Consider the following 12,871-nt stretch of genomic DNA (forward strand, 5'->3'; position numbering starts at 1 on the left):
GCCGAAGCAATTTTGCTTCGGCGGCTGCTTTTTTGTATTAACTCCACCCCATTCCCACAACTTGAAAATCAAAAAGATTAATTTCTGTTAAAATTTGAAACTAGAGGTTGAATTTCATTACTTCCGGGGAAAGTAAAGATGAGGTGAGAAAAATGAGAAAAGGAAAATATAAAGTGGAAAAACTCGATGGAGACACCGCTGTTCTTCAATCATTAAAAGCCGAGCATGAAAGATTCACATTTCCGGTGGCCCAGTTTCTCCATGATCCTGCCGAAGGAGATGTAGTCGAAATATGGGAAGAGGATGGGGAATATAAGACAAGGTATATGGAAGAAGAAACAAAGTCAGTGGGCAGTCACATCAAAGACTTTATCTCCCGTATATCTAATGAACATTGATCGTCAGCAAAGTAAGCATTCTAATTGATAAAATGTATAGGTCGCGCTATAATTAAGTCAAATATAGTCAAAGTCAAAAAATGACTGCGGCATGTCTCAGTGAGGTGAGGCCTATGCGGAATATTTCAGATATAATTGAAGGATATTTAAAGCAAAGAATTGAACGTAGTGAAAGAGAGCACGTAGAAATTAAACGAAGTGAAATCGCGGAGAAGTTCCAATGCGTTCCTTCTCAAATTAACTACGTCATTAAAACCCGTTTCACCGCTGACCGCGGTTATATAGTCGAAAGTAAGCGGGGTGGTGGTGGGTATATCCGAATTAAAAGAGTTCGCCTTCACGAAAAGTCAGAATTAATCGAAGGAATTCTTGAACGCCTTCGAGAGGGAGCAGCTCAGAATATTGCTAAAGACATCATTTTTAGGCTTCTGGAGGAAGATATTATTTCAGAACGTGAGGCGAAACTCATGATGAGCGCAGTGGACCGTCAAGCGTTACTTCTGCCCTTACCGAAACGTGACGAAATTCGCGCGCGTATTTTGACAGCTATGCTTTTTACTGTTTTGTATAGAGACTGATTGTTAAGGGGGTACGGGAATGGTTTGTGAGCAGTGCCATGAGCGTCCTGCAACTGTGACAGTGACACAGAACCAGCAGGGAGAAGTGACAGAACGTCACTTATGTCACGTATGCGCAGCGGAAAATCACCATATCTTTAGCCTGTTCGATCAAAGTCCGTTTGGGATAAATGACTTTCTATCGAACTGGCTGCCGGTTCAGCATCATCCGGCGATGAGTCCGAGAAAAAGCGAGACAGTCACCTGTCCGGCATGCGGCTTTTCTTTTGCAAAATTCATGAAACTGGGTAAGTTCGGCTGCGCAGAATGCTATGAGACATTTTCTCCTCAACTCGATGATATGTTCCGACGGCTTCATAATGGCCATGCAGAACATAAGGGAAAGGTTCCGCTTTCCTTCGGAAGAACAATAAAAATCCGTAAAGAAATAGACGAGCTTCGGCGGCAGATGCAAGAAGCCATAGCTGATGAACAATTCGAAGAAGCGGCAAGCCTTCGGGATCGGATCAAGGGATTAAATGCGCAGCTCGACGCAGGGGGTGAAGCAGATGGCAATTGACCATTTCCTGAGAAACAGTGCGACAAGCTGGATGTCCAATGAAGGGGAACATTCAGACATTGTGATGAGTACGCGAGTGCGCTTGGCAAGAAACTTAGCGGAATTCAGATTTCCATATGCATTCACGGATGAAGAAGCGAAAAAAGTGGATGAGAGGGTATCTGCCATACTTAAAGAAGACAGAGAACCTCCGGAAGATTTCACTCATATCGATATTCAGGAAACTCCCGACCTAAAACGTCAGATTTTAGTTGAAAAACATCTGATCAGCCCATTACTGGCAAAAGGGGAGCATTCCGGTTCAGTGCTGCTCTCAACCAATGAAGAGTTGAGCGTCATGATCAACGAAGAAGATCATTTGCGGATTCAGAGCCTGCAACCCGGTTTCCGGCTACAGGAAGCTTATGAAAAAGCAGATTCATTGGATACATTTCTTGAAAAAAAGCTTGCGTATGCTTTCCATGAAACATATGGATTTTTAACAAGCTGTCCGACAAACACGGGAACCGGTATGCGGGCATCAGTGATGGTTCACTTGCCCGCTCTCACTATGACCCGGCAAATCGACCGTATCATTCCTGCTATTTCCCGCCTTGGTATGGTAGCCCGTGGCAGTTACGGAGAGGGCAGCGAAGCTCTCGGGAACGTTTACCAGATATCGAACCAGACAACGCTTGGTATGTCAGAACACGAGATTCTGCAGGAGCTAGAAAATATAACATTACAATTGATTGAACAAGAACGGCGTGCACGCCGAGCCATACTGGAGCAGTCGCCTTCCGCACTGGAAGACCGGATATACCGTTCCCTCGGCATACTGACACATGCCCGTCTCCTTTCGACTGAAGAGGCGGCAAAGTGCCTATCGGATGTCCGTCTTGGAATCGATCTGGATTTGATAAATGATATGGACATGTCCGTATTGAATGAATTGATGATTTTTATGCAGCCGGCTTTTCTGCAGCATTATGCAGAGCGTCCGCTGCAGCCGAACGAACGTGACCGGGCACGGGCGAAATTATTCCGTGAACGGCTTGTGAATGACCATGATAAACAAGAGGGAGAGGATTCAGCATGATGTTCAACCGTTTTACACAGCGAGCGCAAAAAGTTCTTCAGCTGGCCCAGGAAGAAGCTATCCGCTTGAAGCATGATGCGATCGGCACCGAGCATATCCTGCTTGGATTGATCCGTGAGGGCGGAGGCATCGCAGCCAAAGCACTGGAAGCCATTGGGGTGAACCCGCAACTGATTGAAGACGGCATTAAAGAATTGATCGGTGTTGGTGAAGAGGAAGTAGGCCCGATCGTACATTATACACCGCGGGCAAAGAAAGTGATTGAACTGTCGGTCGATGAGTCACGGAAACTCGGCCATTCTTATATTGGTACGGAACACTTGCTGCTGGCGCTGATTCGTGAAGGAGAGGGCATTGCAGCTCGCGTACTGGCGAATGCGGATGTCAGCTTGAATAAAGCCCGTCAGCAGGTTCTGCAGCTGTTGGGAAGCAACGAACAATCACCGTCAACGGGCGGCAGCAATCCGAATGCTTCTGCAAACACGCCGACCCTTGATGGTCTGGCACGGGACTTGACGCAGATTGCGCGGGAAGGAAGCCTTGATCCGGTGATCGGCCGCAGCAAGGAAATTACACGTGTTATTGAAGTGCTGAGCCGAAGAACGAAGAACAATCCGGTTCTGATCGGGGAACCTGGAGTCGGGAAAACAGCCATCGCAGAAGGTCTTGCCCAGCAGATTGTCAGCAATGAAATTCCAGAGACGCTGCGGGATAAACGGGTCATGGTATTGGATATGGGGACAGTCGTGGCTGGAACCAAATATCGAGGCGAATTTGAGGATCGACTGAAAAAGGTGATGGATGAAATCCGTCAGGCAGGAAACATCATCCTTTTCATCGATGAACTCCATACCTTAATCGGTGCAGGCGGCGCAGAAGGTGCAATCGATGCTTCCAATATCCTCAAACCATCACTTGCCCGGGGAGAATTGCAGTGTATCGGTGCAACAACACTTGATGAGTATCGAAAATATATCGAGAAAGATGCAGCGCTTGAACGTCGTTTCCAACCGATACAAGTGGATGAGCCTACGGTGGAAGAATCCATCCAGATCATCAAAGGGCTGCGTGACCGCTATGAGGCACATCACCGCGTGAAAATCACGGATGAAGCGATTGAAGCGGCAGCAAAGATGTCCGACCGCTATATTTCAGATCGTTTTCTTCCGGATAAAGCGATTGATCTGATTGATGAAGCAGGCTCTAAAGTACGTCTTCGTTCGTATACGGCCCCACCGAATCTAAAGGAGCTTGAACAGCGTCTGGAAGCAGTACGCTCCGAAAAGAATGCTGCAGTCCAGAGCCAGGCATTCGAAAAAGCCGCTTCTTTACGTGATTCAGAACAGAAACTGAAAGACGAATTGGAACAGACGAAAAAGCAGTGGAAAGAGAAGCAAGGAAAAGAAGAATCAGAAGTGACAGTGGAAGATGTAGCGAAAGTCGTGGCTATGTGGACCGGTATCCCGGTTTCACGTCTTGCTCAGACAGAATCTGATAAACTTCTTAATATGGAAGGCATCCTCCACGAGCGTGTCATTGGCCAGGAAGAAGCGATCAAAGCGATTGCCAAAGCGGTCCGCCGGGCCCGTGCCGGTCTGAAAGATCCGAAACGGCCAATCGGTTCATTCATTTTTCTCGGTCCCACTGGTGTCGGTAAAACAGAACTCGCACGTGCACTGGCGGAATCGATGTTCGGCGATGAAGACGCTATGATTCGGATTGATATGTCCGAGTATATGGAAAAACACTCGACTTCACGGCTTGTCGGTTCACCTCCAGGATATGTAGGGTATGAAGAAGGCGGTCAACTGACGGAAAAAGTCCGCAGAAAGCCTTATTCAGTCATCCTGTTGGATGAGATCGAGAAAGCACATCCTGATGTTTTCAATCTGCTGCTGCAGGTGCTTGAAGATGGCTGGCTTACAGATTCAAAAGGCCGCCGCGTCGATTTCCGCAATACCGTCGTCATTATGACATCCAATGTCGGGGCGCAGGCAATCAAATTCGATAAACATGTCGGTTTTAATCTCGGCGATACAAAGTCTGAGTACCGCGATATGAAGAATCGGATGATGGAAGAGCTGAAGAAAGCGTTCCGTCCGGAATTCCTGAACCGGATCGATGAAACCATCGTCTTTCATCCGCTTGAAAAAGAGCACCTTACGGACATCGTCACACTTATGTCCGAACAGCTGACAAAACGGCTGCAGGAACAGCACATTGACCTCGAACTGACAGATGCAGCAAAACAGAAAATTGCTGAGGAAGGCTACGATCCTGATTATGGTGCTCGTCCACTCCGCCGGGCTCTCCAGAAGCATGTGGAGGATCGGCTGTCTGAGGAACTTCTTAAAGGCGAAGTCCTTACCGGTCATCGTGTTGTATTCGATGTGGAAAACGATGAATTTATTATCCGCACGAAAGAAGCTGTTACTAGCAATAAAAAATAAAACGGATTATCCGCCAGAGAACATTCCCTGGCGGATTTTTTGATTGAGCTCCGACTTCTGGTGTGATGAGTAGCGGCAGGCAGATTAAATTCCAGAAGGTAGAGAACTTCTGTTCGGTTTGATACAATGAAAGATAGAGAAATTGCAAGGAGGATCCTATGGCAAAGAAAAAAACAAAGTTCATGTGCCAGACGTGCGGATACGAGTCCCCGAAATGGATGGGGCGCTGTCCGGGATGCGGAAGTTGGAATACGATGGTTGAAGAGGTGGAAGTGACCCAGACGAAGGGACCACGGGGAGCTTTTCAGCATACAGTGACGTCACAGAAAGCGACACCGATTACGGCGGTGGAGACGAAAGAAGCGCCGCGCGTGACCACTGAACTTGGGGAGCTGAACCGGGTTCTGGGCGGCGGAATTGTGCCCGGCTCACTTGTACTGATCGGCGGGGACCCTGGAATCGGAAAGTCGACGCTGCTGCTCCAAGTCTCGGCTTTACTGGCAAATAGAGGAGAACGGGTTCTTTACATTTCCGGGGAGGAATCCATCCGGCAGACGAAGCTGAGGGCAGAACGGCTTGGGGTCACGTCGCCAGATCTGTTCATTCTTGCAGAGACAAATCTGGAGATGCTGCACAACACTATCGAAGAAATGAATCCGAAATTTGTTATCGTCGATTCGATCCAGACGGTTCACCATCCGGAAGTAACTTCTGCACCTGGAAGCGTGTCACAAGTGCGGGAATGTACAGCCGAGTTAATGCGGATCGCCAAAACGAAAAACATCGCCATTTTTCTTGTTGGTCATGTAACGAAAGAAGGGCAGATTGCAGGACCGCGTCTCTTAGAACATATGGTGGATACCGTCCTTTACTTTGAAGGGGAACGGCATCATACATTCCGTATTCTCCGGAGCGTAAAGAACCGGTTTGGATCGACAAATGAAATTGCGATTTTCGAGATGCTGCAGAGCGGGTTGAAAGAAGTATTGAATCCTTCAGAGCTTTTCCTCCAAGAGCGGGCGGATGGAGCATCCGGGTCTGTCGTCGTCGCTTCAATGGAAGGGACACGTCCGATTCTTGTTGAAATCCAGGCGCTTGTTACGGAGTCGAGTTTTAATTATCCAAAACGCATGGCGACGGGACTTGAACAAAACCGGGTCTCACTTCTTATGGCGGTTCTTGAAAAGCGGGCCGGTATGCTGCTTCAGACACATGACGCTTACATTAAAGTAGCTGGAGGAGTGAAGCTTGACGAGCCTGCGATTGACTTGGCGGTTCTTGCCAGCATTGTTTCGAGTTTCCGCGACAAGCCTTCCAAGGTTGATGATTGTATTATCGGAGAAGTGGGGCTGACCGGGGAAATCCGCAGGGTTTCCCGAATTGAACAGCGTGTCCAGGAAGCGGCGAAGCTCGGCTTCCGCAGGGCGATCGTTCCGGCTTCCAATTTAGGTGGATGGGATTATCCGGAAGGGATCGACGTGGTCGGTGTCGAAAATGTGGGAGAAGCGCTGCGGGAGATCTTTTCTTGAAGAAGGAGGCGACAGCCTCCTTTTTAAGTTCAGATAGACACTGTAAGCCTTTCATTCCCAAAACGTGTATAATCGAGAAAAAGGAGGTGGAACTATGCTGAAACGGATTATTCAAGTAGTGTTTCTGTTGATTGGAGCGGCTGTCGGAATTTTATTTCTTCCTTATGCTTTTGAACTCATTACTGTTCTCGATAACCCTTGGATCAACAACCCGTATGTTGCCGCTGTAATCGGCGCAGCTGTATTTTTGCTGCTGTCGCTTCTTCTTGTCGATTACCTCGTCAATTTTATGAAGTGGATGGAAGATTGGCTCCTGCGGACACCAACCGGTGATTTGCTGTTCGGGACAGTCGGGCTGATCATCGGGCTTACTGTCGCCTTCCTGATCGGCTTTGCGCTCAGCGCAATTGACGTCCCGATAATTGAGACAGCGGCTCCGATTGTCCTGTCTGTTGTACTCGGTTATCTCGGTTTTCAGGTAGGATTCAAGAAGAAAGAGGAAATTGTAGGTGCTTTTACATCGGCAAAAGTAGCTGCAGTAAAAAAGAAGGAAACTGAAGAACCGGAATCCGCTCCGTTATATAAGTTGCTCGATACGAGTGTGATCATCGATGGACGTATCGCTGATATTTCGGCAACCGGGTTCATGGAAGGCATTCTTGTCATTCCGCAATTTGTGCTGGCGGAACTTCAGCACATCGCCGATTCTTCCGATACCTTGAAACGGACGCGCGGACGCCGGGGGCTCGATGTGCTGAAGCGCCTGCAGGATGAACGGGCAGAGAAAATCACCATTACCGATCTTGACTTCGAAGACGTGCAAGAAGTTGATATGAAATTGATGCGTGCTGCGCAAAAGATGGGCGGGCAGGTTGTGACGAATGATTTTAATTTAAATAAAGTCTGCGAGCTCCATGGAGTCCCGGTTCTGAACATCAATGACTTGGCAAACGCCGTCAAACCGGTTGTCATTCCGGGCGAAGATTTGTATACCTCGGTTATCAAGGATGGTAAAGAGCCGAATCAAGGTGTAGGTTATCTTGATGACGGAACGATGATCGTAATTGAAGACGGCAAGGGATATATCGGACAAGCGATTCATGTAACGGTGACGAGCGTCCTCCAAACATCTGCAGGCCGCATGATTTTTGCAAAACCGCGTGAAGGACAGCGGAAAACAGCCAATGGATGAAAGGTGCAGGTTAAATGAACTATACAGCCATATTGCCCGCTGCAGGAAGCGGACGACGGATGAAAGCAGGAAAAAACAAACTGCTTCTTGAACTTTCAGGCAAACCGGTGTTTATTCACACCCTAGAAGTGTTTGAACAAGACCCGGCATGCGAAGCCGTGTGGCTTGCTGTTAAACAGGAAGAACGGGACGTAATCGAATCAGAGATCCGGCGGCTTGGCTTAAAAAAGGTAGCGGGGTTTGCAGATGGCGGGACGGAGCGGCAGGACAGCGTAAGAGCTTGTCTGGAAGTGATTCCGGAATGTGAAGTCGTTCTTGTGCATGATGCGGCGCGTCCATTCGTCAGCCAGGAAGTCATTACTCGGCTCGCGGAAGCAGCCCAGGAGCAAGGCGCGGCGATTGCAGGAGTCCGAGTGAAAGACACTATCAAGAAAGAGAAAGAAGGCTTCGTCTCTGAAACTATTGATCGGGAGAGCCTGTGGATGATCCAGACGCCGCAGGCTTTCCGTTATGGCTTGCTGCTGGAAGCAGTGAAATCGGCAGCAGAGCAGGGGTTTTTGGGGACCGATGAAGCCATGCTTGCAGAAAGGATCGGTCAGCGCGTTCAGATCGTGGAAAGCAGCTATGAAAATATCAAAATCACAACGCCGGATGATCTGATCCATGGAAAAGCGATTCTCGCCAGCCGGCAGCAGGAGGAAGAAAAATGATCCGAATCGGACAAGGGTACGATGTTCATCAGCTGAAGGAAGGGCGCCCTTTTATTCTTGGCGGAATTGAGATTCCGCACAGTAAAGGTCTGCTGGGACATTCGGATGCGGATGTTCTGTTACATACCATCACGGATGCGGCACTTGGTGCAATCGGCGGAGGGGATATCGGAAAGCATTTTCCGGATACCGACCCTGCGTTCAAAGATGCAGACTCAAAAAAATTGCTATCGCATATCTGGTCCTACGTAAAAGAGCAGGGATACGTGCTCGGCAATGTGGATTGTACTGTCATAGCCCAGGCACCGAAGCTTGCGCCGTATATTGATAGGATACGGGAATCAGTTGCTCAGCTGCTGGAGGCGGATCCAGCGCAGGTCAATATTAAAGCGACCACTTCAGAACATCTCGGATTTACAGGACGGGGAGAGGGGATTGCGTCACTGGCAGTCATTCTTCTCGTGAAACAGGGCGCTTGAAGCGCCGGAGGGTCATGGTAAAATAGCAAAGAAATAAGGCGATTACAGGAGGCAGACGATTATGACACAAGAAGTAAGGGTGCGCTATGCGCCGAGCCCGACAGGCCATTTACATATCGGGGGCGCCCGCACAGCTTTGTTCAATTACTTATTTGCACGGCACAACAACGGTAAATTCATCGTCCGGATCGAGGACACGGATATCGGACGCAATATTGAAACGGGGGAACTTTCCCAGCTCGATAATTTGAAATGGCTTGGCATCGAATACGATGAGTCTGTAGATATCGGCGGGGATTACGGACCATACCGCCAGATGGAACGGCTGGAATTGTATACGAAGTATGCGCAGGAAATGCTGGAAAAAGGGTTGGCCTATAAGTGCTTCCATACTCCTGAGGAACTCGAAGCTGAGCGGGAAGCACAGCGTGCAGCCGGCAAGGCACCCATGTATGGAGGGGCGTGCCGTCACTTGTCGGCGCAAGAAGCCGCTGCAAAAGAAGCGGCCGGTATGCCTTACACGATCCGGATGAAAGTGCCGGACGAGGTGACGTACAAGTTTGACGATCTCGTCCGCGGCCCAATCAGTTTTGAATCGAAGGATATCGGCGACTGGGTCATTGTCAAAGCGAACGGTATTCCGACTTATAATTTCGCTGTAGTCATCGATGACCATCTGATGAAGATCAGCCATGTCTTCCGGGGCGAAGAGCATTTATCCAATACGCCGAAACAGATGATGGTGTTCGATGCTTTCGGGTGGGATCATCCGCGATATGGTCATATGACGCTGATTGTCAATGAGGAACGGAAGAAGCTGTCCAAGCGGGATGAATCGATCATCCAGTTTATTTCCCAATACCGGGAGCTCGGCTATATTCCGGAAGCGCTGTTCAACTTCTTCTCACTTCTCGGCTGGTCACCGGAAGGGGAAGAGGAAGTGTTCTCAAAAGAAGAGCTCATCGATCTCTTCAGTGTAGAACGCTTATCAAAGTCCCCGTCCATGTTCGATAAACAGAAGCTGATGTGGATGAATAACCAGTATATGAAAAAGTTGCCGCTTGAGGATGTAATTGCCCTTGCGCTACCGCATCTGCAAAAAGCGGGGCGTTTGCCGGAAGAGCTGACTGCGGAAAAACGCGAGTGGGCAATCCGCCTGGTTGCTCTTTACCATGAACAGCTCAGTTATGGAGCTGAGATTGTCGAACTGTCCTCTTTATTCTTCACCGATGAGCTTGTATTCGATGAAGCATCAAAAGAAGTGCTGGCAGGCGAACAGGTGCCGGAAGTGATGGAATCGTTCAGGAAGCAGTTGGAGGTGCTGGATTCATTCGGCCCCGCTGATGTGAAAAGCGCCATTAAAGCCGTCCAGAAAGAGACGGGGCACAAGGGGAAAAATCTATTTATGCCAATCCGCATAGCGGCAACGGGTCAGATGCATGGACCGGATCTGCCGGAAGCGATTTCGCTTCTTGGCCGTGATAAAGCCATAGCCCGCATTTCGCAGCAGCTATCCAGTTAAGTTGACTTCCGTGCCGGAAGGTGTACAATGGGGGTACAATCGTGGAACAAAAACGCTGACGGGAAGAAGTACGCAGAGCAAGTTCTAAAGAGAGGATCATCATTGGCTGAAAGTGATCCGTGCCGCTGGTCTGCCGAATTGCATCCCTGAGTGCTGCGCCGAATGGAAGTAAGCCAGCCGTATTGCCTGCGTTACAGGCTTATGGAGAGGGAAAAGCGAAGTTGTGCTTTTCCAATTCAGAGTGGAACCGCGCTTATGCGTCTCTGTCAGCTGATGGCAGAGACGTTTTTTAATTGTCTGAAAGGAGGAGAGGTTATGTGGGGGCGGATAAGAGAAGATGTGGAAGTCGTGTTTGAACAGGATCCTGCAGCCCGGACATTCTTTGAAGTGGTACTGACTTACTCAGGGATTCATGCAATCTGGGCTCACCGGATTGCCCACTTTTTCTTTGAAAGGGGAATGTTCTTTGTTGCCCGTGTCATTTCACAGATAAGCCGCTTTTTTACCGGGATTGAAATCCATCCGGGGGCACGGATCGGCCGCCGTTTTTTCATTGATCACGGTATGGGGGTCGTCATCGGAGAGACCTGCGAGATCGGGGACAATGTGACGATTTTTCAAGGAGTTACACTCGGCGGCACAGGGAAGGAAAAAGGGAAGCGCCATCCGACGCTTGAAGATAATGTGCTCATCGCTTCAGGAGCCAAAGTGCTCGGTTCGATTACGATCGGTGAGAATTCAAAAGTGGGTGCGGGCTCCGTTGTCCTAAAGGATGTGCCGGCCAATTCGACAGTTGTCGGCATTCCCGGCCGTGTGGTAGTCCAGGACGGCGTAAGGGTCAAGCGGGATCTGGATCATCAGAATATGCCGGATCCGGTTGCAGACCGGTGCAATATGCTTGAACGGCAAATCGGAGAGCTGAGAGAAGAACTAGAAGAATTGAAAACAAGAAGTATACGGTAAGGAGGAAGACTATGGCGCTGCAAATTTTTAATTCATTGACACGGCAGAAGGAGCCGTTTGTGCCCCTTGAAGAGGGCAAAGTGAAAATGTACGTATGCGGACCGACAGTTTACAATTACATCCATATTGGTAATGCCCGGCCTGCTATTGTATATGATACCGTTCGGCGATATTTAATTTACCGAGGGTTTGATGTAACGTATATTTCCAATTTTACTGATGTGGATGATAAGTTGATCCGGACAGCCAAAGAGCTGGGTGAAGACGTGCCGCAAGTGGCAGAACGATTCATCAATGCATATTTTGAAGATACAGGAGCGCTCGGCTGCCTGAGGGCGGATGCGCATCCGCGGGTGACGGATCACATGGAAGAGATTATTGAGTTCATTCGTGTGCTGGAAGATAAAGGGTATGCTTATGAGTCAGAAGGCGATGTTTATTACCGGACCCGGAAATTCGAAGGGTATGGCAAACTGTCCCACCAATCCATCGACGAATTGAAGGTAGGCGCCCGGATTGAAGCGGGGGATAAAAAAGAGGATGAGCTCGATTTCACTCTTTGGAAAGCGGCAAAACCGGGGGAGATCCAGTGGGAGAGCCCTTGGGGCCGAGGCCGTCCGGGCTGGCATATCGAATGCTCCGTCATGGCCCGCACTCATCTTGGAGATACGCTGGATATCCACGCGGGGGGGCAGGACCTCACCTTCCCCCACCATGAAAATGAGATCGCACAGTCGGAAGCACTGACTGAGCAAACATTTGCCCGGTACTGGATGCACAATGGCTACATTAATATCGAAAACGAAAAGATGTCCAAATCACTCGGCAATTTCGTGCTTGTTCATGATATTTTAAAGCAGCTTGATCCGATGGTGCTCCGCTTTTTCATGCTGTCTGTTCATTACCGGCATCCGATCAATTTTTCACAAGAACTAGTCGATGATGCGGCAGCTGGTCTCGAACGGCTTCAGACGGCCTGCTTCAACCTCCGGCACAGGCTTGGAGTATCGGCGGATATGGGAAAAGACACTGAAAATTGGCTGAAAGAAATTGCGGGGATCAGAACGGAATTCACTGAGGCCATGGATGATGACTTCAATACAGCAAAAGCGATTTCAAGTCTTTTCGATTTAGCGCGCCTTTCGAATACGTACCTGAAAGAGGAGCAGACGGCAAGTGAAGTGCTGCAAAAATTCCTCGATCTATTTGAAGAACTTTCCGATGTGCTCGGGTTTTCTTTCGGTCAAGAAGAAGAACTGCTGGATGCTGATATCGAAGCGCTTCTTGAAGAGCGCGTGGAAGCCAGGAAGAACCGGAATTTCCAGCGTGCGGATGAAATCAGGGATCTGCTCAAGGAAAAAAACATTGTCCTCGAAGACACCGCGCAAGGCACGCGCTGGAAGAGGGGATGAG

12 protein-coding genes and 1 other annotated feature are annotated in these 12,871 nt (G+C 49.1%); all 12 genes read left to right on the top strand.

The genetic code is table 11. From position 1 onward, the window contains the following. Positions 1–152: 152 nt before the first annotated feature. Positions 153–398, top strand: a complete 246-nt coding sequence (locus tag CCE92_RS06535; RefSeq protein WP_088006721.1) for a hypothetical protein — start codon at positions 153–155, stop codon at positions 396–398. Between the two features lie 113 nt (positions 399–511). Beyond that, the gene (locus tag CCE92_RS06540) at positions 512–976 is read left to right on the top strand and encodes a CtsR family transcriptional regulator (RefSeq protein ID WP_088006722.1); all 465 of its coding nucleotides are present in this window, start codon (positions 512–514) and stop codon (positions 974–976) included. A 19-nt stretch (positions 977–995) separates the two neighbouring features. Then, complete coding sequence (locus CCE92_RS06545) at positions 996–1,535, top strand: UvrB/UvrC motif-containing protein (protein ID WP_088006723.1); 540 nt, start codon at positions 996–998, stop codon at positions 1,533–1,535. After that, positions 1,525–2,613: a protein-arginine kinase McsB gene (gene mcsB, locus CCE92_RS06550; protein ID WP_088006724.1), complete on the top strand. Its 1,089-nt coding sequence runs from the start codon at positions 1,525–1,527 to the stop codon at positions 2,611–2,613. The genes CCE92_RS06545 and mcsB overlap by 11 nt, the downstream gene beginning before the upstream one ends. Beyond that, positions 2,610–5,063, top strand: coding sequence for an ATP-dependent protease ATP-binding subunit ClpC (gene clpC / locus CCE92_RS06555; protein WP_088006725.1), 2,454 nt, complete (start codon positions 2,610–2,612; stop codon positions 5,061–5,063). Before mcsB ends, clpC begins: the two co-directional genes overlap by 4 nt. Before the next feature lie 158 nt (positions 5,064–5,221). Continuing rightward, on the top strand, positions 5,222–6,592 hold the full coding sequence (gene radA, locus CCE92_RS06560) for a DNA repair protein RadA (RefSeq protein WP_088006726.1): 1,371 nt from the start codon (positions 5,222–5,224) through the stop codon (positions 6,590–6,592). Between the two features lie 94 nt (positions 6,593–6,686). Beyond that, on the top strand, positions 6,687–7,784 hold the full coding sequence (locus tag CCE92_RS06565; RefSeq protein ID WP_088006727.1) for a PIN/TRAM domain-containing protein: 1,098 nt from the start codon (positions 6,687–6,689) through the stop codon (positions 7,782–7,784). Between the two features lie 14 nt (positions 7,785–7,798). Beyond that, complete coding sequence (gene ispD / locus CCE92_RS06570) at positions 7,799–8,494, top strand: 2-C-methyl-D-erythritol 4-phosphate cytidylyltransferase (RefSeq protein ID WP_088006728.1); 696 nt, start codon at positions 7,799–7,801, stop codon at positions 8,492–8,494. Beyond that, the gene (gene ispF / locus CCE92_RS06575) at positions 8,491–8,973 is read left to right on the top strand and encodes a 2-C-methyl-D-erythritol 2,4-cyclodiphosphate synthase (RefSeq protein ID WP_088006729.1); all 483 of its coding nucleotides are present in this window, start codon (positions 8,491–8,493) and stop codon (positions 8,971–8,973) included. The genes ispD and ispF overlap by 4 nt, the downstream gene beginning before the upstream one ends. A gap of 61 nt (positions 8,974–9,034) precedes the next feature. Further along, complete coding sequence (gene gltX / locus CCE92_RS06580) at positions 9,035–10,495, top strand: glutamate--tRNA ligase (RefSeq protein ID WP_088006730.1); 1,461 nt, start codon at positions 9,035–9,037, stop codon at positions 10,493–10,495. Positions 10,496–10,541: 46 nt separating this feature from the next. After that, positions 10,542–10,763, top strand: a binding site (T-box leader). A 47-nt stretch (positions 10,764–10,810) separates the two neighbouring features. After that, positions 10,811–11,458 carry a serine O-acetyltransferase gene (cysE, locus tag CCE92_RS06585; protein WP_088006731.1) on the top strand — a complete coding sequence of 216 codons (648 nt, stop codon included), beginning with the start codon at positions 10,811–10,813 and terminating at the stop codon, positions 11,456–11,458. 11 nt (positions 11,459–11,469) lie between these two features. After that, entirely contained in the window at positions 11,470–12,870 is a 1,401-nt protein-coding gene (cysS, locus tag CCE92_RS06590; protein WP_088006732.1) for a cysteine--tRNA ligase, read from the top strand. The last annotated feature ends 1 nt before the right edge of the window (position 12,871 follow it).

It is taken from the genome of Indiicoccus explosivorum, from assembly GCF_002167005.1.
GTDB lineage: Bacteria > Bacillota > Bacilli > Bacillales_A > Planococcaceae > Indiicoccus > Indiicoccus explosivorum.

Bases quoted from the DNA above. Each gene is read 5' to 3' on its own strand.
- mcsB (WP_088006724.1), top strand. From the start codon at position 1,525: ATGGCAATTGACCATTTCCTGAGAAACAGTGCGACAAGCTGGATGTCC.
- clpC (WP_088006725.1), top strand. From the start codon at position 2,610: ATGATGTTCAACCGTTTTACACAGCGAGCGCAAAAAGTTCTTCAGCTG.
- radA (WP_088006726.1), top strand. From the start codon at position 5,222: ATGGCAAAGAAAAAAACAAAGTTCATGTGCCAGACGTGCGGATACGAG.
- cysS (WP_088006732.1), top strand. From the start codon at position 11,470: ATGGCGCTGCAAATTTTTAATTCATTGACACGGCAGAAGGAGCCGTTT.
- CCE92_RS06565 (WP_088006727.1), top strand. From the start codon at position 6,687: ATGCTGAAACGGATTATTCAAGTAGTGTTTCTGTTGATTGGAGCGGCT.
- CCE92_RS06540 (WP_088006722.1), top strand. From the start codon at position 512: ATGCGGAATATTTCAGATATAATTGAAGGATATTTAAAGCAAAGAATT.
- CCE92_RS06535 (WP_088006721.1), top strand. From the start codon at position 153: ATGAGAAAAGGAAAATATAAAGTGGAAAAACTCGATGGAGACACCGCT.
- cysE (WP_088006731.1), top strand. From the start codon at position 10,811: ATGTGGGGGCGGATAAGAGAAGATGTGGAAGTCGTGTTTGAACAGGAT.
- ispD (WP_088006728.1), top strand. From the start codon at position 7,799: ATGAACTATACAGCCATATTGCCCGCTGCAGGAAGCGGACGACGGATG.
- CCE92_RS06545 (WP_088006723.1), top strand. From the start codon at position 996: ATGGTTTGTGAGCAGTGCCATGAGCGTCCTGCAACTGTGACAGTGACA.
- gltX (WP_088006730.1), top strand. From the start codon at position 9,035: ATGACACAAGAAGTAAGGGTGCGCTATGCGCCGAGCCCGACAGGCCAT.
- ispF (WP_088006729.1), top strand. From the start codon at position 8,491: ATGATCCGAATCGGACAAGGGTACGATGTTCATCAGCTGAAGGAAGGG.